A 26739-nucleotide genomic window follows, 5' to 3' on the forward strand; every position below is an offset into this window, starting at 1 on the left:
CGAAAACGTTCGTCCCTTTGTTGGATGAACGTTTTTTATTTATAAATGTATTAATTATATTAGGAGTGAAAAAATGAAAAAACTTAAAGCAAGTGATATACGTCAAAAATATATTGATTTCTTTGTTGAAAAAGGTCATATGGTAGAACCATCTGCACCACTTGTGCCTATTGACGATGATTCGTTACTTTGGATAAACTCTGGTGTTGCAACTTTAAAAAAATACTTTGATGGACGAGAAACACCTAAAAAGCCTAGAATAGTTAATTCTCAAAAAGCAATTAGAACAAATGATATTGAAAACGTAGGTTTTACTGCGCGTCATCATACTTTCTTTGAAATGCTTGGAAACTTCTCAATTGGTGACTATTTTAAAAAAGAAGCAATTGAATTTGCTTGGGAATTTTTAACTAGTGACAAATGGATGGGAATGGAACCAGAAAAGCTATATGTAACAATTCATCCAGAAGATGTTGAAGCCTATCGTTTATGGCATGAAAATATTGGCTTAGAAGAAAGTCGTATTATTAGAATTGAGGGGAATTTCTGGGATATTGGAGAAGGACCATCAGGACCTAACACCGAAATTTTCTATGATCGTGGTGAAGCATATGGTCAAAATGATCCAGCAGAAGAAATGTATCCTGGCGGTGAAAATGAGAGATATTTAGAAGTATGGAACTTAGTGTTTAGTGAATATAACCATAATAAGGATCATACTTATACACCACTTCCAAACAAAAATATTGATACCGGCATGGGATTAGAACGCATGACGTCTATTTCCCAAAATGTTCGTACCAATTATGAAACAGATTTATTTATGCCAATTATTGAAGAAGTAGAGCATATATCAGGAAAAAAATATCTTGAAAATAACGAACAAGATGTAGCATTTAAAGTCATCGCCGACCATATCAGAACAATCTCATTCGCAATCTCTGACGGCGCTTTACCTGCAAATGAAGGGCGTGGTTATGTTTTACGTCGTCTCTTACGTCGTGCCGTACGTTTTAGTCAAACGCTTGGCATTAATGAGCCATTTATGTATAAATTGGTTGATATCGTTGCTGACATTATGGAGCCATATTATCCAAATGTAAAAGAAAAATCAGATTTTATTAAACGTGTTATTAAATCTGAAGAAGAACGTTTCCATGAAACACTTCAAGAAGGCGTATCTATATTAAATCAACTCATTACGCAAGCAAAAGAATCTACACATCAGATTAATGGTTCTGATGCGTTTAAATTATATGATACGTATGGATTCCCAATTGAGTTAACTGAAGAACTAGCAAGTCAAGAAGGTATTACAGTCGACATGGCAACATTTGAAGCTGAAATGGAACAGCAACGTACTAGAGCGAGAGAAGCTAGACAAAGTTCACAATCTATGCAAGTTCAAAGCGATGTTTTAAAAAATATTAATACTAAAAGCCAATTTGTTGGTTATGAAACAACAGATTATCAAACAATTTTAACAGATTTAATTTATAACGGTAAAACTGTTACATCTGCTGAAGCTGGAGAAACAGTTTACTTTATCTTAAAAGAAACACCATTTTATGCAGTAAGTGGTGGACAAGTTGCAGATAAAGGAACTGTAGGAAATGATCAGTTCGAAATAGCCGTTCAAGAAGTTACAAAGGCACCAAACGGACAAAATTTACACCAAGGTATAGTTCAATTTGGACAAGTAAGTGTAAATAGTCATGTAGATGCAACTGTAAATAAAGAAGAACGTAAAGATATACAAAAAAATCATAGTGCCACTCACTTACTACATGCTGCATTAAAAGAGATTTTAGGTGAACATGTTAATCAGGCGGGTTCACTCGTTGAAAGTGAACGATTAAGATTTGACTTTTCTCACTTTGGTCCAATGACAAAAGAAGAGATTGATCAAGTTGAAAGAAGAGTAAATGAAGAAATTTGGAGAGGAATTTCAGTTCATATTCAAGAAATGCCTATTCAAGAAGCTAAAGAAATGGGTGCTATGGCTCTGTTTGGTGAAAAATACGGTGATATTGTAAGAGTAGTCAATATGGCTCCATTTTCAATTGAATTATGTGGTGGTATTCATGTAGATAATACGGCTGAAATAGGGTTGTTTAAAATTGTAAGCGAATCAGGTACAGGTGCAGGTGTTAGACGTATTGAGGCACTTACCGGTAAAGCCGCATTTTTATATTTTGAAGATATTCAAAATAAATTTAATTCTGTCAAAGAACAACTTAAAGTAAAATCAGATAAACAAGTTTATGATAAAGTTGTTCAAATTCAAGAAAATGAAAAACAATTGAATAAGCAATTAGAGCAACGTAATAAGGAAATTACTTCACTTAAAATGGGTAATATAGAGGATCAAGTAGAAATGATTAATGGATTTAAAGTATTAGCTACAGAGGTAGAAGTATCTAATCCAAAAGAAATCCGTCAAACAATGGATGATTTTAAATCAAAAAAACAAGATACAATTATTATTTTAGCAGGTCATGTTGGTGAAAAAGTTTCGTTAATTGCCGCTGTACCTAAAGAGCTTACAAGTCAGGTTAAAGCCGGTGATATCATTAAAAACATGGCTCCAATTGTAGGAGGAAAAGGTGGCGGTCGTCCAGATATGGCACAAGGTGGCGGCACACAACCTGAAAACATCTCAGAATCATTACGCTTTATTAAAGATTATATTAAAAACCTATAACTTTTTAATCAACTGGTGTAATATTAATATGTAAGTTAATACATGTCAGAGGAGTGTCGCATCTATGGAAAATATTGATAAAACTATGAAATTCGATTATGATGAAATTCCAAAAGAAAATGTCCAAACAGTTTTAAAAAATGTACATCAGACTCTAGAAGAACGAGGCTACAATGCTGTAAATCAAATTGTCGGCTATTTACTTTCAGGAGATCCTGCATACATTCCTCGTCAAAATGATGCACGTAATCAAATACGACACATTGATAGAGATGTAATTATGGAAGAACTCGTTTCAAACTACTTAAAAGAGAATAATAAATAAATGTTACGTCATAAAATTTTAGGATTAGATGTAGGTAGTAGAACTGTAGGTATCGCAATTAGTGATTTGATGGGCTGGACTGCTCAAGGACTAGACACTCTAAGAATAAATGAAGAAAATGAAGAATTTGGTATTGATAGATTGGTTTCAATCATAAAAGACAATAATGTTGGTTCAGTAGTCATAGGATTACCGAAAAACATGAATAATTCTATTGGTTTTCGTGGAGAAGCTTCCCTTAAATACAAAGAATTGCTTCAAGAGGCTTTACCAAATATTGAAATTATTATGTGGGATGAACGTTTAAGTACCATGGCTGCTGAGCGCTCATTATTAGAAGCTGATGTCTCAAGACAAAAAAGAAAAAAAGTAATTGATAAAATGGCAGCAGTTTTTATACTGCAAGGCTATTTAGATTCAATTCAATAAAGGAGAATTTCATTATGACTGAACATAATCATAATACAGAATTAAATATTAGTAATGAAGAAGAATTATTAACGTTATTCGATGAAAATGGAAATGAAGTTTTATATCGAAAAATGCTTGAATTTTATCATCCAGAATTTAAAAAAGAGTATGTTATTTTAGCTGAAGAAGGTGCTCAATCTGATGATGATGACATGATTGAGCTCATTCCAATGATTAATGAACCAGATGAATCTGGTGATGGTGGTAAACTTGTTCCTATTGAAACAGATGAAGAATGGGATATGATTGAAGAAGTTGTAAATACAAATATGGAAGAATAAACAGTCTTTTGTTAATAATAAATCTCTAATCAATTCACTTTGGTTAGAGGTTTTTAATATTTCAGGCTTAAATTTAATTTAGAATTATGATAAAATATTTAAAGTTAAATTACTGTAGCATAAATTTTTAAATATACAGTCAGTTACTATATTTATACATTAAAACATAAAGTAGGTTTATTATTTTATTTTAAATAATGTAATATTAGTTGACTGATTTATTTTTATGCCTATTGATATTAAAAGGGAAGTTATAGAAGTGGAATCAAATCAATCCTATTTATTAAATCTTCATGAACAGTTAAATAATAATATTGAAGAACTAAGATTTTATGCAGAAGAACACGCTGTTCCTATAGTGGATAAATTAACTTTAGACATGATAAAACAATTAATTAGAATTCATCATTCGAAAAATATTTTGGAAATTGGAACTGCTATTGGATATAGTTCGATGCAATTTGCTTCTGTTTCACCAGATATTTCTATTACTACTATTGAACGTAATGAGAATATGATAAAACAAGCAAAATTTAATTTTAAAAAATTTGAATACGAAAATCAAATTCGTCTTATAGAGGGCGATGCGCTATCACAGTACGATAAAGTGAGCAATCATTTATATGATATGATATTTATCGATGCAGCTAAAGCGCAATCTCAAAAATTTTTTGAATATTATACACCGTTATTGAAAAATGGTGGCTTAGTTATTACTGATAACGTTTTGTATCATGGATTTGTATCTGATATAGATATCGTACGATCAAGAAATGTTAAGCAAATGGTAAAAAAGGTACAAAAATATAATACTTGGCTTATGAAACAAAAGAACTATAAAACAAATTTTTTAAATATGGATGATGGTTTAGCCATATCTATTAAAGGAGAATGAATATGACTGAATTACTTGTCACTCCAAAATCTTTAAATCATATGAAAACATTGATAGAACTCGGTGCTGATGCATTTGTGATTGGAGAGCAAAAATTTGGATTGCGATTACCCGGAGAATTTAATCGTGAAGATGTTCGAAAAGCAGTTAATTTAGCACACGAACATGATAAAAAAGTATATGTGGCAGTTAATGGTATTTTTCATAATTATCATTTAAATGCCTTAGAAAACTATATTGAATTTTTACATGAAATAAGAGTAGATAGAATTATTTTTGGTGATCCTGCTGTCGTGATGTATGTTAAAAAACAAAATAATCCGATACCATTAAATTGGGATGCAGAAACAATTGTTACGAATTATTTCCAATGTAATTACTGGGGTGAAAAAGGCGCTAAAAGAGCTGTATTAGCACGTGAATTAAACCTAGATGAAATTTTAAATATTAAAAAACATGCAAAGGTTGAAATTGAAGTTCAGGTTCACGGTATGACTTGTATGTTCCAATCTAAACGTATGTTATTGGGTAATTATTACACTTTTCAAGATAGACAAATGAAAATCCAACGTAGTGAGAATGAGCAAGATTTATTATTATACGATGAAGAAAGAGAAAATAAATATCCTGTGTTTGAAGATTACAATGGTACTCATATTATGTCTCCTAATGATATCTGTTTAATTGAAGAATTAGAGCCATTCTTTGAAGCAAATATTGATTCATTTAAAATTGATGGTATCTTACATAGTGAATCATACATTAATACTGTTACAGCACAATATAGAGAAGCCATTGACTTATATCATGAAGATCCAGAAGCTTATGAAGATGAAAAATTTATGTTAATTGATCCAATAGAAGAAATTCAACCTGAACATCGTCCATTTGATGAAGGGTTCTTATATAAACAAACAGTATATTAAGGGAGGCGCCAGTATGAAGACGTTAAATGAAATTGAAGTAAATGCTAAAAGAAAAATAAAAAAACCTGAATTATTAGCGCCTGCTGGAAACCTAGAGAAGTTAAAGATTGCGGTTCACTATGGTGCTGATGCTGTATTTTTAGGTGGACAAGAATACGGGTTACGTTCTAACGCTGATAACTTTACTATGGAAGAAATTAAAGAAGGCGTTGAATTTGCAAACCGTTATGGTGCAAAAATTTATGTTACGACTAATATAATCGCTCATGATGAAAATATAGACGGTTTAGAAGATTATTTACGTCAATTAGAAGCTACAGGTGCAACAGGAATTATTGTAGCAGATCCACTTATTATTGAAACATGTAAGAAAGTAGCTCCTAAATTAGAAATTCATCTCTCAACACAACAATCTCTTTCTAATTACAAAGCTGTGGAATACTGGAAAGAAGAAGGACTTGATCGAGTAGTATTAGCTCGTGAAACAGGCGCTATGGAAATGAAAGAAATGAAAGACAATGTTGATATCGAAATAGAAGCCTTTATTCACGGTGCGATGTGCATTGCTTATTCAGGTAGATGTACTTTAAGTAATCACATGACAGCACGAGACTCTAACAGAGGCGGTTGTTGTCAAAGTTGTCGTTGGGATTATGATTTACTAGCTGTTGATGAAGAGGGAGAATTAGATTTATTTTATCAAGATGGCGAAGTTGTGCCTTTTGCTATGAGCCCAAAAGATTTAAAATTAATTGAATCCATTCCTCAAATGATGGATATTGGTATAGATTCTTTAAAAATTGAAGGGCGAATGAAATCTATTCATTATATTGCTACAGTAGTATCAGTTTATCGTAAGGTTATTGATGCATATGCAGAAGATCCGGATAATTTTAAAATTAAACCAGAGTGGTTAATTGAATTAGACAAATGTGCTAATCGAGATACAGCACCTGCTTTCTTTGAAGGAACGCCTGGATATGAAGAGCAAATGTTTGGTGTTCAACAAAGTAAAAAGTCACCATATGATTTTTGTGGATTAGTTTTAGATTATGACGAAGCAACTCATATTGCTACAATACAACAAAGAAATCACTTTAAACCTGGTCAAGAGATTGAATTTTTTGGACCTGAAATTGAATCATTTAAACAGGTTATTGATGTCATTTATGATGAAGAAGGAAATCACCTTGATGCAGCACGTCATCCTCTTCAAATTGTTCAAATTAAAGTGAATCATCCTATTTACCCTAATAATATGATGAGAAAGGAAATCGGCTAATGACACAGACAACAATCATCGGAATCGCTGGCGGTTCAGGATCAGGAAAAACAACTGTCACAAATGAAATAATGAAAAACTTAGAAGGCCATAGTGTTGCTTTACTTGCTCAAGATTATTATTATAAAGATCAATCACACTTAACATTTGAAGAACGACTTGAAACTAATTATGACCACCCTTTTGCATTTGATAATGATTTACTTATTAGTAATTTAAAAGATTTGCGTAACGGTCAATCGGTTGAAGTTCCAACATATGATTATAAAAATCATACTAGAAGTGATGAAACAATTGCATTTGAACCTAAAGATGTTATTATCGTAGAGGGTATATTTGCTTTGGAAAATAAAACATTACGTGATATGATGGATGTTAAAATATACGTTGATACTGATGCAGATTTACGTATTTTAAGAAGACTTGTACGTGACACAAAAGAGCGAGGACGCTCAATGGAATCAGTTATTAACCAATATTTAAATGTTGTCAGACCTATGCATAATCAATTTATAGAACCAACAAAAAAATATGCTGATATTATTATTCCAGAAGGTGGAAGTAATAAGGTGGCAATTGATATAATGACAACAAAAATACAAACGCTTGTTGGGAAGCATTAACGAATAATATGTATTTTTCAAAATTAAATTAACTTGTTGAAAAGGAAGATGAACTTATGGAAAATCAAAAACAATATCCAATGACACAGGAAGGTTATGAAAAGTTAGAACAAGAATTAGAAGAACTTAAAACAGTTAAACGTCCTGAAGTAGTAGAAAAAATCAAAGTTGCTAGATCTTTTGGTGACTTATCTGAGAACTCAGAATACGATGCTGCTAAAGATGAACAAGGTTTTATTGAGCAAGATATTCAACGTATTGAACACATGCTTAGATATGCTTTGATTATTGAAGACAACGGTGATAATAATGTTATTCAAATTGGTAAAACTGTTACGTTTGTCGAATTACCTGGTGATGAAGAAGAAAGCTATCAAATTGTTGGATCTGCAGAAGCAGATGCGTTTAAAGGAAAAATTTCAAATGAATCTCCAATGGCAAAAGCACTTATTGGTAAAAATTTAAATGATGAAGTTCGTGTTCCACTTCCAAATGGTGGAGAAATGAAAGTTAAAATCGTTGATATTAAGTAACAAAAAATCCAAAAATCATTTTGATTTTTGGATTTTTTTATAGTTAAATATTTATAATTATTTAACTATAAATTAGATATAAGCAAGTACATTCATTTAATTTTTAGAACTTTCACATGACAAAAATATAAATATATGCTTAAATAACAATGTAGACAAATTATATAGTTATCTTGTACTGAAAGGGAGTAAGCGATTACATTAATGCATTACTTACCTTCTTTTATTATTGTCTATTTGAAAGACATATTAAACTACTATGAATACGTGGATATTTTATATTACTAATATATAAAATGAAATACGTTATTTATAATCGAAGGAGGACCATCATCTTTGGAAATAAAGATTATTAATGAACAATCAATTGCGCTTTATTTTAAAGAAGAAATATCTGAAAGTAATTACAGAGATGTTGAATCCGTTACTAAACATATACACGCTAAAAGAATAGATGGTATCAAAGATGTGATACCGTCATATAGAGCAATTATGATAAATTTTGATAATATAAAGCTTAATTTTAAGCAATTAATAGATATATTAGATTTAAAACAGTTAAATGGTGAACATGCTAAAGATATTTCAGATAAAACGATCATACATATTCCAGTATTATATAATTCAGAAGTCGGACCTGATTTACCATATGTAGCTAAACATAACAAACTAACTACTGATGAAGTCATTCAAATCCATACTCAAAATGAATATCTCGTTTACATGTTAGGTTTTATGCCTGGTTTTCCATTTTTAGGTGGATTGGATTCTCGTTTACATACTCCACGTCGAGATGAACCTAGAGTCAAAATTGACGCAGGTTCAGTAGGAATAGCAAATAATCAAACTGGTTTATATCCTTCTGATTCACCAGGTGGTTGGCAAATTATTGGAAGAACACCATTAAAAGTATTTGATATCAACGACGATGAAATGTCTTTATATCAAGCGGGGGATTATATTAAGTTTTATTCTATTGATGAAAATACATTTAACGACATCCAAAGTGAAATAGCAGAAAATCGATTTAATAAAGAAAAGTGGGTGTTAAATCATGTCGATTAGTATTATTCAACCTGGTATGTTTACAACTGTTCAAGATGAAGGAAGATTTGGTTTTCAACACCTAGGTTTTTCAAGTGCTGGTGCTATGGATTTATATAGTTATTTAATTGGTAAGACTTTAATTGGTAATAATGGACCTAGCCTTGAATATACTATTATCGGTCCAACACTTCAATTTAATAAAGATAATACATTTATTTTGACAGGAGCACATGTAAACGCAAAATTAAATGAAGAGACAGTTGATATTAATACTGTAATTTATGCATGCAAAGGCGATATTTTGAAAGTTGGAGCAGTGACTGCAGGCGCTCGTGGTTATATTTTCTTTGGCCATCCTTTAGATATTCAACCAATAGCAGAAAGTTATTCGACACATACTAGAAGTAAAATTGGTGGTTACAAAGGGAGACCATTATCAAAAGGAGATTTGATATACTTAAAAGAAAATCCATCTTTCAAACAAAATTTGGGTAAAACAACAGTTTATAATGCTATTCCCGAAGATAATATAATACATATTATTACCGGTCCACAAATTGAAGCATTTTCAAAGGAAAGTATAAATAAGCTCGTTAATATGGAATATAAAGTTTCTGAAAAATCTGATAGAATGGGGTATCGTCTTAATGGTGAGCATATCCCTCCTAAAACTGGGGCAGATATTATTTCAGAACCTGTTGCTTTAGGAAGTATTCAAGTCCCAAATGATGGTAATCCTATTATCTTATTAAATGATAAACAAACTATAGGTGGCTATACGAAAATCGCTACAGTCACTCAACTAGATTTAAATAAAATTGCTCAATTTAAGCCGGGAAATTTAATTCGATTTAAGTGGTTAACGATTGAAGAGGCTACAAAGGTTCAAGAACAATATCTAAATCACTTTAATCATTTAAATGCTGAAATTAACACGTCACCAACCTTTAATATGGGTGAAATGAGACCGACAGCAAAGAAATTGACTAAAATCATTACAGAGGAGAGATAGTTATGGATATAAAAAAAATAGAAGAAGTCATTAAACTTGTAAAATCAAATGATGTAAAAAAATTTAAATATAAAGATAATAAAAACGAAATCGAATTAGATTTTACTGAACAAAGTAACAATCAAAATAATAGTACTCCAGTAATACAATCTGAAGGGAATTCTCAAGACAAAAGTATTTCAGAAAATAACCCTTCAAATGATTCAGCAAAAACAATTACTTCTCCTATGGTAGGAACATTCTTCTTACAAGATAGCAAGGAATTAACGGATCCTATAATTCAAGTAGGTGACAACATTAAATCTGGTGATGTTATCGGATATGTTGAAGCAATGAAAGTAATGAATGAAGTGACTAGTGATATAGATGGTGAGATCACTGACATTGTGGTTGAACATGGTACAAACGTTGAATACGATCAAGTTCTAGTTAAAGTAAAATAAAGGGGGCAGAAATATGTATCGTTGTTTAGTAGCAAATAGAGGAGAAATTGCGGTACGTATCATTCGAGCGTGTCGAGAAATGGGAATAGAAACTGTCGCAGTATACGCTAAAGGTGATGAAAAAAGTCTTCATGTAAGTTTAGCTGATCAAGCAGTTTGCATTGGAGAAGCAAATCCTTTAGATAGTTATTTAAATATAGAACGTATTATTGGTGCAGCTGAAATCACAGGTTCTAATGCTATTCATCCTGGATACGGATTTCTATCGGAGAGTACAACATTTGCCCAAAAAGTTGAAGAAAACGATATTCATTTTATTGGCCCTAACAAAAAAACAATGGAAATGATGGGTGATAAAATAACTGCTCGTCAAACTGTTCATTCAGCAGGAGTACCAGTTATTCCAGGCTCAACAGATGCGGTAAACTCTGTAGAAGAAATTAAAGAATTAGCAAAAGACATAGGATATCCTTTAGTATTAAAAGCCGCAAGTGGTGGCGGCGGTAAAGGTATTCGAATTGTTAAGGAAGAAAATCAACTTGAGAAATCATTAAAAGAAGCTAAAAGTGAAGGTCAAAAATATTTTAATGATGATCGAGTGTATGTAGAAGCATTTATTCCTGTTGCAAAACACATAGAGGTTCAAGTGATAGGTGACGGAAAAGAAAATTATGTTCATTTAGGTGAACGAGATTGTTCAGTCCAAAGAAAAAATCAAAAATTAATAGAAGAAGCACCATGTGCAGCATTATCTGAAGAACGACGTGAAAAAATATGTAATGATGCTGTCAAAGTTGCAAAAGCCTCTAATTATCGTAGTGCTGGTACTATTGAATTTTTAGTTACTGAAGATGCACATTACTTTATTGAAATGAACGCAAGAATACAAGTAGAACATACTGTTACTGAGATGCGTGCAGATAGAGATTTATTACAAGCACAATTATATTTGTTATTACATAATAAATTACCGTTTAGTCAAGAAGATATTGTATTCAATGGTCATGTAATAGAGGCACGTATCAACGCTGAAAATCCAGAAAAGAAATTCCAACCTACTCCAGGTAAAGTTAAACGTCTACACTTACCTCAAGGCTTTAATATTAGAGTAGATTCGTTATTATATGCTGGTTATCAAGTATCTCCTTACTATGATTCACTAGTTGCAAAAGTTATCGTAAAAGACTCTAATAGAACTTCTGCGATTAATAAATTAAAAGTGGCACTTGATGAAATGGTAATTGATGGTTTCACTACTACGGCTGATTTTCTATATGCAGTATTAAGTTACCCACCATACGCAAAAGGAAATGCAGAAGAAGTTGATATTAAATTCCTTGAAAAACATCACATAGTTAAAGGAGTGAAATTATGATGAAAGTTGATTTAAACTGTGATCTAGGTGAAGCATTTGGTAATTATTCATTTGGAGGTGATAAAGATATCATTCCTTTAATTACATCTGCTAATATAGCCTGTGGTTTTCATGCGGGTGATGAAAATGTAATGAATCAAACAGTAAAATTAGCTAAAAAAAATCATGTAAGTATTGGCGCTCATCCCGGACTTCCAGATTTAAAAGGGTTTGGTCGTCGAAAGATGGATATTAGTCCAACCGAAGTATATAACTTAATAGTTTATCAGTTAGGTGCTTTAGAAGGATTTTGTAAAGTACATCAAACACGAATAAATCATGTTAAACCACACGGTGCGCTGTATAATATGGGCGCTAAAAATAAAGAAATTGCAAAAGCAATTGCAAAAGCAGTATACGATTTTGATTCTGCTATAGTGCTTGTAGGTTTATCTAATTCATTATTAATATCTGAAGCTAAAGCAATTGGATTGAAAACAGCTTCTGAAGTGTTTGCTGATAGACGTTACGAAGATAATGGACAATTAGTTAGTCGTAAAGAACCAGACGCAGTCATTACTGATACTGATGAAGCACTAAAACAAGTTTTGAAAATGGTAACTGAAAACAAAGTGATAAGTCGCAATGGGAAAGAAATTGATTTGGAAACAGATACAATATGTGTTCACGGTGATGGTAAACATGCACTAGAATTTGTTGAACAAATAAGAAAAAAATTAACGAAAGAAGGCATTGATATTCAATCCTTATAAGGGGGTTTTCTAATGAAAGAAAATTTAAATCAAACACAAGATAAAGACAATTTTAAATTTACAAAAAGTCATAGACGCTTACTTTATGGATCTGTATTTTTAATGGCTACATCTGCGATCGGTCCTGCATTTCTAACTCAAACTGCTGTGTTTACAGCAGAATTTTATGCAAGTTTCGCTTTTGCAATCTTAATATCTATATTAATTGATATTGGAGCTCAAATTAATATTTGGCGCGTATTAGTTATAACAGGTTTACGTGGTCAAGAAGTATCAAATAAAGTGTTACCTGGATTAGGAACTTTAATTTCAATATTGATTGCTTTTGGAGGACTTGCTTTTAATATCGGAAACATAGCTGGTGCTGGTTTAGGATTGAATGCAATATTTGGACTTGATGTTAAATGGGGAGCAGCTATTACAGCCATTTTTGCAATTTTAATATTTGTAAGTAAAAGTGGTCAAAAAATTATGGATATTGTTTCAATGATTTTAGGAGTAATAATGATATTAGTAGTCGCTTATGTCATGGTTGTATCTAACCCTCCCTATGGTGATGCACTTGTTCATACAGTTGCACCAGAACATCCTATTAAATTAATTTTACCAATTATTACTTTAGTTGGAGGAACAGTAGGTGGATACATCACATTTGCTGGCGCACATAGAATACTTGATTCTGGAATGAAAGGTAAAGAGTTTTTACCATTTGTGAATCGTTCAGCTATTGCAGGTATCTTAACTACAGGTATTATGAGAACATTATTATTTTTAGCAGTACTTGGAGTTGTAGTGACAGGTGTCACTTTAAATGCAGATAATCCGCCAGCCTCAGTATTTGAACATGCTATTGGACCAATAGGAAAAAATATTTTTGGAGTTGTTATTTTCGCAGCCGCAATGTCATCAGTGATTGGTTCAGCATATACAAGTGCAACTTTCTTAAAAACATTACACAAATCATTATTTAATAAAAATAATTTGATTGTCATTGTCTTCATCGTGATTTCAACAATAATTTTCTTATTAATTGGAAAACCAATTAGTTTATTGATTATTGCTGGAGCAATAAATGGATGGATTTTACCGATTACTTTGGGTGCAATATTGATAGCGAGTAGAAAAAAATCAATTGTTGGAGATTATAAACATCCAACATGGATGCTAGTATTTGGCATTATAGCAGTTATTGTTACAATTATAACAGGTATATTGTCTCTACAAGATTTAGCTACTTTATGGAAAGGTTAATCATAAATATATATATAATTTAAGATTTTAAAATTTAACTGTCGACAGTGTTTAACTGTGTCGACAGTTTTTTTATTAAATCATTTTCAAGATTATTTTAATAGAAAAAGTTAGTCGTGATGAACTAGAAATTATGTTAGAATAACATGTGCTAAGATTAAAGTTGAGGTGTAAATATGATTGGAATTATTGGAGCTATGGAAGAAGAAGTAGCGATTTTAAAACATAAATTAGTGAATTTAAATGAGATTGAAGTAGCACATGTAAAATTTTATCGTGGTCAACTAAATGATAAAGATGTTGTTTTAACACAAAGTGGAATTGGAAAAGTAAATGCTGCAATATCCACAACATTGTTAATTGAAAAATTTAAACCAACATTGATTATAAATACAGGTTCAGCTGGTGCTTTAGATGACAGTTTATCAGTTGGAGACATTTTAATTAGTAATCATGTGATGTACCATGATGCAGATGCAACTGCTTTTGGATACGACATCGGTCAAATACCTCAAATGCCAGCTCAATTTGAAGCTAACCAACAATTACTCCAATTAACTGAAAAAGTTGTAAAACAGCAAAATTTAACCGCTAAAATTGGTCAAATTGTAAGTGGCGATAGCTTTATTGGTAGTAGCGAACAGCGATTAAAAATTAAACGTCAGTTTTCAGAAGCTATGGCAGTTGAAATGGAAGCAACGGCTATTGCTCAAACTTGTTATCAATTTAATTTACCTTTTATCGTCACTCGTGCTGTTTCTGATTTAGCAAATGGGAAAGCAGAAATGTCGTTTGAAGAGTTTCTTGGTAAAGCAGCTCAATCATCAAGTAACATTGTTGAACAGTTGGTTAAAGAAATATAAACAATAAATAATTTAAAGGTGAAATGAATGGGATTAATTAAAAAATATTTTATGCCTAGTGATTATGTACAATCTGTATTTCAAATTGATATTGAAAAGTTAGCAAATTCTGGTTTTAAAGGTATTATTACAGATTTAGATAATACATTAGTAGGTTGGGACGTTAAAACACCAACGAAAGAAATACAAGAATGGTTTAAAAAGGCAAATGATTTAGGATTAACGATTACAATTGTATCAAATAATAGTGAAAAACGTGTTTCCGGTTTTTCGAAAGACTTAGACGTTGATTTTATCTTTAAAGCTAGAAAACCTATGGGAAGAGCTTTTAAAAAGGCTATACAACACATGAATATTAAACCAGAAGAAACAGTCGTTATAGGTGACCAAATGCTTACAGACGTACTTGGTGGCAATAATAACGGTCTATATACTATCATGGTAGTCCCTGTCAAAAAGACAGATGGATTTTTAACTAGACTAAATAGAATAATCGAACGTCGATTATTAAACTATTTTAAAAGAAAAGGCTATATTACATGGGAGGAAAATTGATTGGATGAAACTTTAAAATGTATCGGTTGTGGCGCTCCTTTACAATCTGAAGATAAAAACGCACCTGGGTATGTGCCAGAACATAATTTATTTAGAGATGATGTTATATGCCAACGTTGTTTTAGATTAAAAAATTATAATGAAATACAAGATGTAGGAATGGATAGTGAAGATTTTTTAAATTTATTAAATGGATTATCCGATAGACAAGGGATTATCGTTAACGTAATTGATGTTTTTGACTTTGAAGGATCGTTTATTAATGCTTTAAAACGAATTGTAGGAAATAAGAAAATCATTTTGGCGGCGAATAAATTAGATCTTTTACCAAGACAAATTAATCAACGTCGTGTAAAAGAATGGTTAAAAAGAACAGCTAGAAAGTATGGATTAGAAGCTGAAGAGGTGGTATTAATATCAGCTCATAAAGGATGGGGTATTGATGCACTTTTAGAATCAATCAACCGTTTTAGAAATCATCAAGATGTTTATATCGTTGGTACTACAAATGTTGGTAAATCAACTTTAATCAATAAATTAATTGAGCAAAGTGTAGGTGAAAAAGATGTCGTTACAACATCAAGATTTCCAGGTACAACATTAGATATGATAGATATTCCTTTAGATGAAAAAACATTTATGTATGACACACCTGGCATTATACAAGCGCATCAAATGACCCATTATGTTACTGAAAAAGAATTGAAAGTGATTATTCCTAAGAATGAAATTAAACAACGTGTATTTCAATTAAATGAGGAACAAACTTTATTCTTCGGTGGATTAGCTAGGATAGATTATGTTTCTGGTGGGAAACGACCACTTGTATGTTATTTTTCTAATGATTTAAATATTCATAGAACTAAAACTGAAAAGGCAAATGATTTATGGCGAAATCAAATAGGGCATTTATTAAGTCCACCTAGTAACCCCGAAAAATTTAATATAAGTGATATGAAAGCTGTACGTCTAGAAACAGGGAAAGAAAAACGTGACATTATGATTTCTGGATTGGGCTTTATTACACTCGAAGCAGGTGCAAAAGTGATTGTTCGTGTTCCTAAAAGTGTTGATGTTGTTTTAAGACAATCTATTATGTAGGGAGGATTCATAATGAAATTTGCAGTGATAGGAGATCCGATTTCACATTCATTATCACCAGTGATGCATAATACTAATTTTAAAGTTTTAGGTTTAAATGATACCTATGAAGCATTGCATATACCGGTTCAAGATTTCGATAATATTAAAGAAATAATAACTGAAAAAAATTTAAGTGGATTTAATATTACTATTCCTCATAAAGAACGCATTATTCCATTCTTAGATGATATTGATGAACAAGCTAAAGCTGTAGGTGCAGTGAATACTGTGAAAATAGAAGGGAATAAATGGATTGGTTATAATACTGATGGTCTTGGATACGTAAAAGGATTAAAACAAGTATATCCTGACTTATCAAATGCATACATTTTAATTCTTGGAGCTGGGGGTGCAAGCAAAGGTATTGCAACTGCACTTTCACAATGTGTACAACCTAAATTAACTATAGCGAATAGAACAATGAGTCGCTTTGATAATTGGAAATTAGATATTAATGCGATTACCCTACAACAAGCTGAACAATATCTTGATGAGTTTGATATTATTATTAATACAACATCAGCAGGATTAGATAATAATAAAGAGAGTGTAATTCGTCTCGATCAATTATCACCGAATACATTGGTAAGTGATATCATTTATATTCCCTATAAAACATCATTTTTACAACAAGCTGAAGAGAAGGGTAACCCTATTTATAATGGTCTAGATATGTTTGTATATCAAGGTGCTGAGAGCTTTAAAATATGGACTGGCAAAGATGCTGAAATTAAAGAAATGAAATTAGCAGTTTTAAATCAATTAAAAGGAGAATAATATGCTATGCTAACAGGTAAACAAAAAAGATATTTAAGAAGTTTGGCGCATAACATTGATCCAATTTTTCAAATAGGTAAAGCTGGAATTAATGATAATATGATTAGTCAAATAGATGAAACACTTGAAAATAGAGAATTAATTAAAATTCATATACTTCAAAATAATTTTGATGATAAAAACGATTTAGCCCAAACGCTAAGTCAAGCTACTAATAGTGAAGTGGTCCAAGTCATTGGATCAATGATAGTCATTTATAGAGAATCTCAAGAAAATAAGGAAATTTCATTACCATAATTCTATGAAAAAAATTGTTTTATACGGCGGACAATTTAATCCTATTCATACTGCACATATGTTAGTAGCTAATGAAGTATTTCATAAAATTAAACCGGATGTTTTCTATTTTTTACCAAGTTATATGGCTCCACTTAAAGAACATAACGATTACTTAGATGCTCATTATCGCATCAAAATGATTAATATGGTAATTGAGCAGTTAGGTTTCGGAAATATTTGTTATGCAGAATTAGAAAGAAAAGGTCAAAGTTATACGTATGATACATTAAAAGCGTTAATTGACCAAAATCCTTACGATAAGTTTTATTTTGTAATAGGATCAGACCAATATGATCAACTTGATAAATGGTATAAAATAGATGAATTAAAGCAAATGATTATCTTTATAGTAGTAAATAGAGAAAAAAAGATTCAAAAGGTTGATGAAAATATGATTTCCATATCTATTCCAAGAATGGATATTAGTTCATCAATGATTAGACAACGTGTAAAAGATAAAAAAACAATTGATATTTTAGTCCCTCGAAATGTTAGTAAATATATTAGAGAGGAAGGATTCTATGAACACTAAAGAAGCAAAAAAACTTATCGAAAATAAATTGCCCAAAAAGCGTTTTAAACATTCTCTTAGAGTAGCTGACACAGCAGTTAAGCTTGCTGAAATCTATGATGGAGATAAAAGTAAAGCAGAGTTAGCAGGTATTTTACATGATTATTGTAAATATGATGATTTAGGAAAAATGTATCAAGTCGTTCGCCAACATGATTTAGATAGCAATTTGTTAAGTTATGGAAGTGAAATTCTTCATGGACCTGTATGTGCAGCATTAATGAAGGCTGATTATGGCATCGAAGATGAAGAAATATTATTAGCCATTAAATATCACACTACTGGTCGTAAAGAAATGACAAAAACTGAAAAATTGGTATTTATTGCTGACTATATAGAACCTGGTAGAAAAACTCCAGGAGTTGAAGAAATTAGAGATATGGCATACAATCAAGGTAGCTTAGATAAAACAATTTATGAAATATCAAAGCGAACAGTGTTATTTTTAATTAGTAAAGATATTACTGTTTATGGTTCTACGATTGAATGTTTAAATTATTATAATTATAGTGATCAAAAGATAAAGGATGATTAAATGAATTCAGAAGAATTATTAAATATTGCTGTCACAGCGACAGAAGATAAAAAAGCAGAAGATATTGTTTCTCTTAATATGCAAGGTATTAGTGATATGACTGATTATTTTGTAGTGTGTCATGGTAATAATGAACGTCAAGTTCAATCAATTGCTAGAGCAGTAAAAGAAAAAGTGCATGAAAATAATATTGAAGTAAAGCGTATGGAAGGTTATCAAAGTGCAAGATGGGTCTTAATTGATTTAGCAGACGTAGTAGTTCATATTTTCCATAAAGATGAACGCAATTACTATAATATAGAGAAACTTTATCAAGATGCTCCAATAGAATCATATAATCAGGTAGCATATTAAAATGATGCAATACACTGAAATGAGTAAAGTTTATGATCAGCTTACTCAAGATCAACCTTATGAAGAATGGTTTAATATTGTAAAATATTATACAAGAACAATGTCTTCTAATGATTCAATAAATATTCTTGATATTGGTTGTGGCACTGGAAGTTTAACGCAATTACTTCCTTCTATTGGAACGGTTACAGGCATGGATTTAAGTACAAACATGTTATCTATTGCTGCAAATAAATCTAATCAAGTTACTTGGTTAGAAGGTGACATGACCGATTTTTCATTAAATACAACATATGATGTTGTAACAATATTTTGTGATTCCCTGAATTATTTACCTGATATTGATGATATCGTAAATACGTTTAATTGTGTATTTAATCATTTATCTCATTTAGGAATGTTTATATTCGATATTCATACGATATATAAAATGAACACAGCATTTAATAATCAATGTTATATTGATGATAATGATGATATATTTTTAGCGTGGGAAGCTATAAAGGGTGAAGAACCTTATAGTGTTTATCATGATATGAGTTTCTTTTTAAAACAGCATAATGGTAATTATCACCGTTTTAATGAATCACACTATCAAAGAACATTTGAAAAAGATTTCTATATTCGATTGTTAAAACAAACTGGATTTAATCGTATTGAAACTTTTGTAGACTTTGACATCAATAATCATAATGAAAAAGGTGACAGATTGTTTTTTGTTGCTTATAAATAAAATAAAGTAAACTCATCTCCTTATACGTTTATACATATAAGGAGATGAGTTTTTGTTTAAGTATAGAAATGAAATAATTCAATTATTAACTAAGTGGAAGACTCATATCATCATTTTAATTGCAGTAGTGTTACTTTTTATAGTGATTCTCATGCTTATGAAAAATAATGAGACTTCAGAACATATGACAACATCTAATGCTAATAATAGCCAATTTAATAATAATGAAAAATATAATAAAAATAAAAATGATAATAATTTATCCACTTCTTCTAAAGAAAATTCAACTATTTATGTAGATGTCAAAGGGGCTGTTAAATTACCAGATGTTTATGAAATGAAAAAGAACGATAGAGTTAAAGATGTATTAAAAAAAGCTAAAGTTTCTGAAAACGCTGATATTACAAAAATCAATTTATCTGAAAAACTTACTGATCAAAAAATGATTTATATACCTAATAAAAATGAAACGAAAATAAATGCTACACCCACTAATCAAAGTAATTTAAATACTTCTGAAAGTATTAAAGTCAATCTTAACACAGCAAATGAAAGAGAATTGCTTAATGTTCCAGGTATAGGGCCAACTAAAGTGAAAGAGATTATTAAATACAGAGAGGAAAAGGGACAGTTTAATAATGTTGAAGACTTAAAACAAGTAAGAGGAATTGGAGGGAAAACTTTTGAGAAACTTAAAGATTACTTTACTACATAAATTAAATTGGAAGAAATTTTAATATAAATTATAATAGATATATATTTTTTTAAGGAGTTGAACTTTATGGATAGAATAAAATGGGATGAATATTTTATGGCACAAAGTCATTTGCTTGCATTACGTTCTACATGTCAACGATTATCAGTAGGCGCAACAATTGTAAAGGACAATAGAATAATTGCAGGAGGTTATAATGGCTCAGTAGCAGGAGAAGTTCACTGTATTGATGTAGGATGTTTAATAGAAGATGATCATTGTATTAGAACCATCCACGCAGAAATGAATGCATTATTACAATGCGCAAAACAAGGTGTATCGTCAGATAATGCAACGATATATGTCACACATTTTCCTTGTTTAAACTGTACTAAGTCTATTATTCAAGCAGGTATTAAAAAAATATACTATGCAAAAGATTATCATAATCATAAATATGCTATTAAATTATTAAATCAAGCAGGTATTGAGTATGAAAAAATACCATTTTCTGCTAATAAAATAGCTGAATTTTTAACTAAAGAATGTTAGTTGTTTTATATGCACTTTCTTTTTTAAGTGGTATATTATGGGTTCATCTTAAATTATTTTCAATTTTAATATTTACTATTATATTAATTATTGTGTATCGAAAGAGTATTCCTTTATACCACTATTTATTAATTCTATCCTTTTTCTTTCTAGCTTTATTTCAAGTACACCATACTTTGAAAACAAATCATTTAATACTCCAAAATTTAAAAGTCCACAGTAATATACATTCAAAAGTAACGTTTCAAAATGATATAAAACAATTCAATCAAATTATTAAAGGACAATTTCGATATAAACATAATCTTTATCACTTTACTTTTAAAAGTCCACAATTGAGAGCTAAAGATTTAAAAAATCGAGAATGTAAAATTAATGGAAATATCACAAATAGTATTCAAAATGAAGTCTATGTTTATATCAATCAAATAGATAATAAATATTGTACTAAGGTTAATCATATAAGTTTTATAGATAAACACCTAAATTATATTCAAAACAAGTTATATCATTCTTCGTTAAAATATCCAGAGAGAGTATTAGCTTTAATTACTGGGGATACTGGTGCAATTGATACAGATTACTTAGATAAAGTTAAAGCTATAGGTATTTATCATTTACTTGCTGTCAGTGGATCACATGTTGCTACCATTATTTTTATCATTCAATATAGTCTGGTCAGGTTTAATATTCCAAAATTATTTATACGAGTTTTTATTATTATAATACTAATACTATTTATTTTTTATACAAATTTTGCACCGAGTGCTTTAAGAGCAGTTTTAACCGCTATTACTTTTTTTATTATCCCTAAGGCTTTTAAAATTTCGTCTATAAGTGTATTATCTTTAGTCTTTTTATTGATGACAATTTGGAATATGAATTTTGCTTATGATATTGGATTTCAATTTTCTTTCATCATTTCTTTTTTTATACTACTTTCTAAGCCACTATTTAATAATCAATCAATTTTAAAGAATTATATTTATATAACAATTATCGCTCAATTTTCATCCATGATTATTAGTATTTACCATTTTAATCAGTTTCAATGGATTGGTTTTATTTCTAATATAATATTTGTCCCATTATATTCTTTCATTATTTTTCCACTTTCTATTGTTTTATTTATTTTCTATCATTTCTTTAGTGACTTGCGATATATAAATATGGTTGCAAATCAATTATTTGAACTGCACGATAGAATAATACAACCGTTCATTTTATTTAGAAATTACCAAATAAATATCGCTGATCAATCAAATTTAAGTCTACTATACTGTTTCATTTTATTAACTCTACTAACTACATTTATATGTTATAAAAATTATAGAGTATTCTTAATTATAATTATCTTATTTATAATATTTTTAAGATTAACTAATCAACCATTAGCGACGACGTTTACTGCTTTAAACGTTGGCCAAGGTGATAGTTTTCTTTTTCAAACAAAAAATAATGAAACTGTGATGGTAGATACTGGTGGTAAAGTAGTTCAAACGAAGATTAAAGATAATCATAATATTGCGAAATATCATATTATTCCTACTTTAAAATCTAGAGGAATATCAAAAATTGATCACTTAATTCTTACCCATCCACATAATGATCATATCGGCGAATTTCCTTATTTAGCACAAAATATAAGAATCAAAAATTTATATTTATATATAAAAAGTTATTCTATAGAACAAATTAAAACTATACATACAACTTGTAGTATATATCATATAAAAGTTATTGATGTTTCAGAGACTAATAAAATTCAGTTGAAAGAAGCTAAAATATCATTTTTAAATGCTTTTATTGATTCCAATGAAGACAAAAATGCACAAAGTATAATCTCATTAATAGAGTACAAAAATTACAAATTATTATTGATGGGCGACGCAATTGAAGAAAATGAAAATTTATTATTAAAGAAATATCATTTACCGTTAATTGATGTTCTAAAAGTTGGACACCATGGCAGTAAAACAAGTAGTTCAAAACATTTGTTAGAAATCATACAACCTAAAATAAGTATTATTTCAAGTGGAAAAAATAATACTTTTCATTTGCCTAATAATGAAACGATAGATAAATTAGAGAAAATTAATTCTCATATCTACAATACTCAGACTGATGGAGATATTACTTTAAATCTCGATAATCAACTTATATCATCCTTTAATAAAAGTTAATGATAGAGAATAATAATTACACAATGCTATAATAACTTAATGGTAGAATTTTGAAAGGGTGCAAGTTTACATGGCTAATAATATAATGGCTATATACGGAGAAGTGCCAGAACTAGTGGAGAAAAAAAGTAATGAAATCGTAGAAAGTTACTTAAATGAAAAAAAAGACGATTTTAACTATGTTAAATATAATCTTTATGATACAAGTTTTAATCAGATTATGGAAGAAGCATTAACGATGCCTTTTATTTCAGAGAAAAAAGCTATCGTTGTTAAAAATGCTTTTATCTTTACAGGTGAGAAAGTTTCAAAAGATATCCAACCAAACAACGAACAAGTGAACGAATTTTTAGAAAAATATGATGGAGAAAATTTTATCATTTTTGAAGTGTATCAAAATAAATTAGATGAAAGAAAGAAAATTACTAAAACTTTAAAAAAGACAAGCAAGCTAACTAAAGTTGAACAGATGTCTGAACAAGAGATTAAAAAATGGATAAAAAATAAACTTCATGAAAATTTTAAAGATATTAAACAGGATGCATTAGATTTATTTATAGAATTAACTGGTATTAACTTTAATATAGTTTCGCAAGAATTAGAAAAAATCATTTTATTCTTAGGAGAGCGACCAACTATAAATAAAAAAGATGTTGAAGAGATTATTAATAGAAGTTTAGAACAAAATGTTTTTCTTTTAACTGAATATATACAAAAAGGAGAAAAATATAAAGCCATTCAACTTATTAAAGATTTAATAGTAATGAAGGAAGAACCTATTAAACTATTAGCATTAATAACAAGTAATTATCGATTATATTATCAATGTAAAATTTTAAGTCGAAAAGGATATAGCGGACAACAAATTGCTAAAACAATTAATGTGCACCCATATCGAGTTAAATTGGCTTTAAATCAAGTAAAACATTATCAATTAACTCATTTGCTAAATATTATTGATCAATGTGCAGAAACTGATTATAAGTTAAAATCCTCATATATGGATAAACAACTGATTTTAGAATTATTTATTCTTTCTTTATAAATAAAAAAAGTTCAAGCTAATCGCTTGAACTTTTTAAATGATTATTTGCTTGAAGACATTAATTGAGATTTAATGCGGTCAGCTTTATTTGAATGAATTAAGTTACTGTGTGCAGCTTTATCAACTGATTTAATTGCGAAGTTAACTAATTCAGCTTTATTATCAGCATTATTTTCAATTGCTGATTTAGCATTTTTCACTGCAGTACGCATAGCGTTTTTTTGTGAAATATTACGTTCTTCAGCAGTTTCAGTTGTTCTTACACGTTTAATAGCAGATTTAATATTTGGCATTACTGTCACCTCCTAAAAGTGATCTAAGCATATCAAATTTTATTTTGATTACAACAAGAAATATTTTATCAAAACATGAATATTTGTGCAATCATTTATTAACATTAAACCTATTTATTTACAAAAAGAACGATATTAACTATTGGAAACCTTTATACAACACTTTATAATTGTTATGTAGTTTAAGAAAAATCTTAAAATTAAAAGTAAATAAAGAATCTTCACATGATGATTCTTTTCTCTTAAATTTGCAAATAATGATTAAAAACGATATTATGTCAAAGATGTATACACATACGGGTAAATTTACGAAAGCGAGAATGATAAGTTATGGATATGCAAGAACGCTATAACCGAAGAGACAATATAAGAAACTTTTCTATAATTGCTCATATTGATCATGGTAAATCAACGTTAGCAGATAGAATATTAGAAAATACTAAATCTGTAGAAACTAGAGAAATGCAAAATCAATTGCTTGATTCAATGGATCTTGAAAGAGAGCGCGGTATTACAATTAAATTAAATGCTGTTAGATTAAAATATGAATCTAAAGATGGACAGACTTATACGTTTCATTTGATCGATACTCCAGGGCACGTCGATTTCTCATATGAAGTTTCTCGTTCATTAGCTGCATGTGAAGGCGCTATTTTAGTAGTTGATGCTGCACAAGGCATTGAGGCTCAAACTCTTGCTAATGTTTACTTAGCACTAGATAATGATTTAGAACTCTTACCGGTAGTAAATAAAATAGATCTACCCGCAGCTGAACCAGAAAGAGTAAAACAAGAATTAGAAGATGTTATTGGTTTAGATAAAGATGAAGTTGTGTTAGCAAGTGCTAAATCAAATATTGGTATTGATGAAATCTTAGAAAAAATTGTTGAAGTTGTTCCTCCACCAGAAGGAGATCCTAGTGCACCGCTTAAAGCTCTTATTTTTGATTCAGAGTACGATCCTTATCGAGGTGTTATTTCTTCTATTCGTGTAATGGAAGGCGTTGTAAAAGCTGGAGATCGTATCAAAATGATGGCAACAGGAAAAGAGTTTGAAGTTACTGAGGTTGGGATTAATACTCCTAAACAACTACCAATTGAAGAACTTACAGTAGGCGATGTTGGATATATTATTGCAAGTATTAAAAATGTCGACGATTCACGTGTTGGGGATACTATCACTCATGTAGATAGACCAGCAGATGCTCCGTTAAAAGGGTATAAAAAGATGAATCCAATGGTTTATTGTGGATTGTTCCCAATTGATAATAAAGATTATAACGATTTAAGAGAAGCTCTTGAAAAACTTCAATTAAATGATGCATCATTAGAATTTGAACCAGAATCATCACAAGCGTTGGGATTTGGATTTAGAACAGGATTCTTAGGTATGCTACATATGGAAATTATTCAAGAGAGAATTGAACGAGAGTTTGGAATAGAATTAATTGCCACTGCACCTTCAGTTATATATAAATGCGAAATGAATGATGGTTCAGAAGTTATAGTTGATAATCCATCTCAAATGCCTGAACGTGATAGAATTAAAGCGATTTATGAACCATATGTAAAAGCAACAATGATGGTTCCAAATGACTATGTAGGAGCAGTTATGGAACTGTGTCAACGTAAACGTGGCCAATTTATAAACATGGATTACTTAGATGATATCCGTGTAAATATCGTTTATGAAATTCCATTGTCAGAAGTTGTATTTGATTTCTTTGACCAATTAAAATCTAATACGAAAGGCTATGCTTCATTTGATTATGAATTTATCGAAAATAAAGAAAGTAATTTAGTTAAAATGGATATTTTATTAAATGGTGACAAAGTAGATGCACTTAGTTTTATCGTTCACAGAGATTTTGCGTATGAACGAGGTAAAGCTCTTGTTGAAAAGTTAAAAACACTTATTCCTAGACAACAATTCGAAGTTCCGGTTCAAGCTGCAATAGGTCAAAAAATCGTAGCCCGAACTAATATTAAATCTATGGGTAAAAATGTGTTATCTAAGTGTTATGGTGGAGATATCAGCCGTAAACGTAAATTACTTGAAAAACAAAAAGCTGGTAAAGCAAAAATGAAAGCTGTTGGTAACGTAGAAATACCACAAGATGCTTTCTTAGCTGTTCTTAAAATGGATGATGAATAAATTATTAATGCGAGGCTGGAACCTACAA

30 protein-coding genes are annotated in these 26739 nt (G+C 30.1%); 29 read left to right on the forward strand and 1 reads right to left on the reverse strand.

Features of this window, described 5'->3' with window-relative positions; all coding sequences use genetic code 11:
• Nucleotides 1-73: 73 nt before the first annotated feature.
• The 28 genes from alaS to holA all read left to right on the forward strand — a co-directional run bounded on the left by alaS (nt 74) and on the right by holA (nt 24264).
• Nucleotides 74-2704, forward strand: coding sequence for an alanine--tRNA ligase (gene alaS, locus NST64_RS05820; protein ID WP_002455256.1), 2631 nt, complete (start codon nt 74-76; stop codon nt 2702-2704).
• A 64-nt stretch (nt 2705-2768) separates the two neighbouring features.
• Nucleotides 2769-3029, forward strand: a complete 261-nt coding sequence (locus NST64_RS05825; RefSeq protein ID WP_002448947.1) for an IreB family regulatory phosphoprotein — start codon at nt 2769-2771, stop codon at nt 3027-3029.
• Nucleotides 3030-3458 carry a Holliday junction resolvase RuvX gene (gene ruvX / locus NST64_RS05830; RefSeq protein WP_002455257.1) on the forward strand — a complete coding sequence of 143 codons (429 nt, stop codon included), beginning with the start codon at nt 3030-3032 and terminating at the stop codon, nt 3456-3458.
• Between the two features lie 14 nt (nt 3459-3472).
• Complete coding sequence (locus NST64_RS05835; RefSeq protein ID WP_002448965.1) at nt 3473-3781, forward strand: DUF1292 domain-containing protein; 309 nt, start codon at nt 3473-3475, stop codon at nt 3779-3781.
• Nucleotides 3782-4040: 259 nt separating this feature from the next.
• On the forward strand, nt 4041-4676 hold the full coding sequence (locus NST64_RS05840; RefSeq protein WP_002448992.1) for an O-methyltransferase: 636 nt from the start codon (nt 4041-4043) through the stop codon (nt 4674-4676).
• A gap of 2 nt (nt 4677-4678) precedes the next feature.
• Nucleotides 4679-5602, forward strand: a complete 924-nt coding sequence (locus NST64_RS05845) for a peptidase U32 family protein (RefSeq protein ID WP_037555620.1) — start codon at nt 4679-4681, stop codon at nt 5600-5602.
• Nucleotides 5603-5615: 13 nt separating this feature from the next.
• On the forward strand, nt 5616-6884 hold the full coding sequence (locus tag NST64_RS05850) for a peptidase U32 family protein (protein WP_049418449.1): 1269 nt from the start codon (nt 5616-5618) through the stop codon (nt 6882-6884).
• Nucleotides 6884-7507, forward strand: a complete 624-nt coding sequence (gene udk, locus NST64_RS05855) for a uridine kinase (RefSeq protein WP_002448951.1) — start codon at nt 6884-6886, stop codon at nt 7505-7507. The genes NST64_RS05850 and udk overlap by 1 nt, the downstream gene beginning before the upstream one ends.
• Nucleotides 7508-7563: 56 nt before the next feature.
• Nucleotides 7564-8040, forward strand: a complete 477-nt coding sequence (greA, locus tag NST64_RS05860; RefSeq protein ID WP_002448959.1) for a transcription elongation factor GreA — start codon at nt 7564-7566, stop codon at nt 8038-8040.
• A gap of 336 nt (nt 8041-8376) precedes the next feature.
• Nucleotides 8377-9105 carry a 5-oxoprolinase subunit PxpB gene (gene pxpB / locus NST64_RS05865; RefSeq protein ID WP_017176186.1) on the forward strand — a complete coding sequence of 243 codons (729 nt, stop codon included), beginning with the start codon at nt 8377-8379 and terminating at the stop codon, nt 9103-9105.
• Entirely contained in the window at nt 9095-10099 is a 1005-nt protein-coding gene (locus tag NST64_RS05870) for a 5-oxoprolinase subunit C family protein (protein WP_049418447.1), read from the forward strand. Before pxpB ends, NST64_RS05870 begins: the two co-directional genes overlap by 11 nt.
• A gap of 2 nt (nt 10100-10101) precedes the next feature.
• Entirely contained in the window at nt 10102-10542 is a 441-nt protein-coding gene (locus NST64_RS05875; protein ID WP_049336042.1) for an acetyl-CoA carboxylase biotin carboxyl carrier protein, read from the forward strand.
• A 13-nt stretch (nt 10543-10555) separates the two neighbouring features.
• Entirely contained in the window at nt 10556-11917 is a 1362-nt protein-coding gene (locus NST64_RS05880) for an acetyl-CoA carboxylase biotin carboxylase subunit (protein ID WP_049418445.1), read from the forward strand.
• On the forward strand, nt 11917-12669 hold the full coding sequence (gene pxpA, locus NST64_RS05885) for a 5-oxoprolinase subunit PxpA (RefSeq protein WP_049336609.1): 753 nt from the start codon (nt 11917-11919) through the stop codon (nt 12667-12669). Before NST64_RS05880 ends, pxpA begins: the two co-directional genes overlap by 1 nt.
• A gap of 12 nt (nt 12670-12681) precedes the next feature.
• Entirely contained in the window at nt 12682-13920 is a 1239-nt protein-coding gene (locus NST64_RS05890) for an NRAMP family divalent metal transporter (protein ID WP_049336045.1), read from the forward strand.
• Nucleotides 13921-14096: 176 nt separating this feature from the next.
• Nucleotides 14097-14783, forward strand: coding sequence for a 5'-methylthioadenosine/adenosylhomocysteine nucleosidase (locus NST64_RS05895; protein WP_049336047.1), 687 nt, complete (start codon nt 14097-14099; stop codon nt 14781-14783).
• 27 nt (nt 14784-14810) lie between these two features.
• Entirely contained in the window at nt 14811-15338 is a 528-nt protein-coding gene (locus tag NST64_RS05900; protein WP_002449847.1) for a YqeG family HAD IIIA-type phosphatase, read from the forward strand.
• Nucleotides 15339-16439 carry a ribosome biogenesis GTPase YqeH gene (yqeH, locus tag NST64_RS05905; RefSeq protein WP_049336050.1) on the forward strand — a complete coding sequence of 367 codons (1101 nt, stop codon included), beginning with the start codon at nt 15339-15341 and terminating at the stop codon, nt 16437-16439. It begins immediately after the preceding gene.
• 12 nt (nt 16440-16451) lie between these two features.
• Nucleotides 16452-17258 (forward strand): shikimate dehydrogenase, encoded by an 807-nt coding sequence (aroE, locus tag NST64_RS05910; protein ID WP_002488542.1) that lies wholly within the window; start codon nt 16452-16454, stop codon nt 17256-17258.
• A gap of 6 nt (nt 17259-17264) precedes the next feature.
• On the forward strand, nt 17265-17555 hold the full coding sequence (yhbY, locus tag NST64_RS05915; RefSeq protein WP_002449800.1) for a ribosome assembly RNA-binding protein YhbY: 291 nt from the start codon (nt 17265-17267) through the stop codon (nt 17553-17555).
• 4 nt (nt 17556-17559) lie between these two features.
• The gene (locus tag NST64_RS05920; RefSeq protein ID WP_049418442.1) at nt 17560-18129 is read left to right on the forward strand and encodes a nicotinate-nucleotide adenylyltransferase; all 570 of its coding nucleotides are present in this window, start codon (nt 17560-17562) and stop codon (nt 18127-18129) included.
• The gene (gene yqeK / locus NST64_RS05925; protein ID WP_049336054.1) at nt 18119-18703 is read left to right on the forward strand and encodes a bis(5'-nucleosyl)-tetraphosphatase (symmetrical) YqeK; all 585 of its coding nucleotides are present in this window, start codon (nt 18119-18121) and stop codon (nt 18701-18703) included. The genes NST64_RS05920 and yqeK overlap by 11 nt, the downstream gene beginning before the upstream one ends.
• Nucleotides 18704-19057, forward strand: coding sequence for a ribosome silencing factor (rsfS, locus tag NST64_RS05930; RefSeq protein ID WP_002449779.1), 354 nt, complete (start codon nt 18704-18706; stop codon nt 19055-19057).
• A 1-nt stretch (nt 19058) separates the two neighbouring features.
• Nucleotides 19059-19790 carry a class I SAM-dependent DNA methyltransferase gene (locus tag NST64_RS05935; RefSeq protein ID WP_049418440.1) on the forward strand — a complete coding sequence of 244 codons (732 nt, stop codon included), beginning with the start codon at nt 19059-19061 and terminating at the stop codon, nt 19788-19790.
• A gap of 52 nt (nt 19791-19842) precedes the next feature.
• A complete protein-coding gene (locus NST64_RS05940; RefSeq protein WP_002449803.1) occupies nt 19843-20505 on the forward strand; it encodes a helix-hairpin-helix domain-containing protein in 663 nt (220 codons plus the stop codon).
• A 66-nt stretch (nt 20506-20571) separates the two neighbouring features.
• Entirely contained in the window at nt 20572-21036 is a 465-nt protein-coding gene (locus NST64_RS05945; protein ID WP_002449872.1) for a ComE operon protein 2, read from the forward strand.
• Between the two features lie 176 nt (nt 21037-21212).
• The gene (locus tag NST64_RS05950) at nt 21213-23219 is read left to right on the forward strand and encodes a DNA internalization-related competence protein ComEC/Rec2 (protein ID WP_241487000.1); all 2007 of its coding nucleotides are present in this window, start codon (nt 21213-21215) and stop codon (nt 23217-23219) included.
• Nucleotides 23220-23289: 70 nt separating this feature from the next.
• Nucleotides 23290-24264, forward strand: coding sequence for a DNA polymerase III subunit delta (holA, locus tag NST64_RS05955; protein ID WP_002449817.1), 975 nt, complete (start codon nt 23290-23292; stop codon nt 24262-24264).
• A gap of 41 nt (nt 24265-24305) precedes the next feature.
• Here holA and rpsT read toward each other — a convergent pair whose 3' ends face one another.
• Entirely contained in the window at nt 24306-24557 is a 252-nt protein-coding gene (gene rpsT, locus NST64_RS05960; RefSeq protein WP_002449701.1) for a 30S ribosomal protein S20, read from the reverse strand.
• 330 nt (nt 24558-24887) lie between these two features.
• Here rpsT and lepA point away from each other — a divergent pair, with 330 nt between their 5' ends.
• Nucleotides 24888-26711 carry a translation elongation factor 4 gene (gene lepA / locus NST64_RS05965; RefSeq protein ID WP_002455271.1) on the forward strand — a complete coding sequence of 608 codons (1824 nt, stop codon included), beginning with the start codon at nt 24888-24890 and terminating at the stop codon, nt 26709-26711.
• Nucleotides 26712-26739: the final 28 nt, after the last annotated feature.

The organism is Staphylococcus sp. FSL W8-1268, assembly GCF_038003965.1.
In the GTDB taxonomy this organism is placed as follows: domain Bacteria; phylum Bacillota; class Bacilli; order Staphylococcales; family Staphylococcaceae; genus Staphylococcus; species Staphylococcus hominis.

Bases quoted from the DNA above. Each gene is read 5' to 3' on its own strand.
- aroE (WP_002488542.1), top strand. From the start codon at position 16,452: ATGAAATTTGCAGTGATAGGAGATCCGATTTCACATTCATTATCACCA.
- NST64_RS05825 (WP_002448947.1), top strand. From the start codon at position 2,769: ATGGAAAATATTGATAAAACTATGAAATTCGATTATGATGAAATTCCA.
- NST64_RS05920 (WP_049418442.1), top strand. From the start codon at position 17,560: ATGAAAAAAATTGTTTTATACGGCGGACAATTTAATCCTATTCATACT.
- NST64_RS05900 (WP_002449847.1), top strand. From the start codon at position 14,811: ATGGGATTAATTAAAAAATATTTTATGCCTAGTGATTATGTACAATCT.
- rsfS (WP_002449779.1), top strand. From the start codon at position 18,704: ATGAATTCAGAAGAATTATTAAATATTGCTGTCACAGCGACAGAAGAT.
- NST64_RS05850 (WP_049418449.1), top strand. From the start codon at position 5,616: ATGAAGACGTTAAATGAAATTGAAGTAAATGCTAAAAGAAAAATAAAA.
- rpsT (WP_002449701.1), bottom strand. From the start codon at position 24,557: ATGCCAAATATTAAATCTGCTATTAAACGTGTAAGAACAACTGAAACT.
- pxpA (WP_049336609.1), top strand. From the start codon at position 11,917: ATGAAAGTTGATTTAAACTGTGATCTAGGTGAAGCATTTGGTAATTAT.
- NST64_RS05870 (WP_049418447.1), top strand. From the start codon at position 9,095: ATGTCGATTAGTATTATTCAACCTGGTATGTTTACAACTGTTCAAGAT.
- NST64_RS05835 (WP_002448965.1), top strand. From the start codon at position 3,473: ATGACTGAACATAATCATAATACAGAATTAAATATTAGTAATGAAGAA.
- yhbY (WP_002449800.1), top strand. From the start codon at position 17,265: ATGCTAACAGGTAAACAAAAAAGATATTTAAGAAGTTTGGCGCATAAC.
- holA (WP_002449817.1), top strand. From the start codon at position 23,290: ATGGCTAATAATATAATGGCTATATACGGAGAAGTGCCAGAACTAGTG.
- NST64_RS05880 (WP_049418445.1), top strand. From the start codon at position 10,556: ATGTATCGTTGTTTAGTAGCAAATAGAGGAGAAATTGCGGTACGTATC.
- lepA (WP_002455271.1), top strand. From the start codon at position 24,888: ATGGATATGCAAGAACGCTATAACCGAAGAGACAATATAAGAAACTTT.
- yqeK (WP_049336054.1), top strand. From the start codon at position 18,119: ATGAACACTAAAGAAGCAAAAAAACTTATCGAAAATAAATTGCCCAAA.
- ruvX (WP_002455257.1), top strand. From the start codon at position 3,030: ATGTTACGTCATAAAATTTTAGGATTAGATGTAGGTAGTAGAACTGTA.
- alaS (WP_002455256.1), top strand. From the start codon at position 74: ATGAAAAAACTTAAAGCAAGTGATATACGTCAAAAATATATTGATTTC.
- greA (WP_002448959.1), top strand. From the start codon at position 7,564: ATGGAAAATCAAAAACAATATCCAATGACACAGGAAGGTTATGAAAAG.
- NST64_RS05875 (WP_049336042.1), top strand. From the start codon at position 10,102: ATGGATATAAAAAAAATAGAAGAAGTCATTAAACTTGTAAAATCAAAT.
- NST64_RS05890 (WP_049336045.1), top strand. From the start codon at position 12,682: ATGAAAGAAAATTTAAATCAAACACAAGATAAAGACAATTTTAAATTT.
- NST64_RS05895 (WP_049336047.1), top strand. From the start codon at position 14,097: ATGATTGGAATTATTGGAGCTATGGAAGAAGAAGTAGCGATTTTAAAA.
- NST64_RS05945 (WP_002449872.1), top strand. From the start codon at position 20,572: ATGGATAGAATAAAATGGGATGAATATTTTATGGCACAAAGTCATTTG.
- udk (WP_002448951.1), top strand. From the start codon at position 6,884: ATGACACAGACAACAATCATCGGAATCGCTGGCGGTTCAGGATCAGGA.
- NST64_RS05935 (WP_049418440.1), top strand. From the start codon at position 19,059: ATGATGCAATACACTGAAATGAGTAAAGTTTATGATCAGCTTACTCAA.
- NST64_RS05845 (WP_037555620.1), top strand. From the start codon at position 4,679: ATGACTGAATTACTTGTCACTCCAAAATCTTTAAATCATATGAAAACA.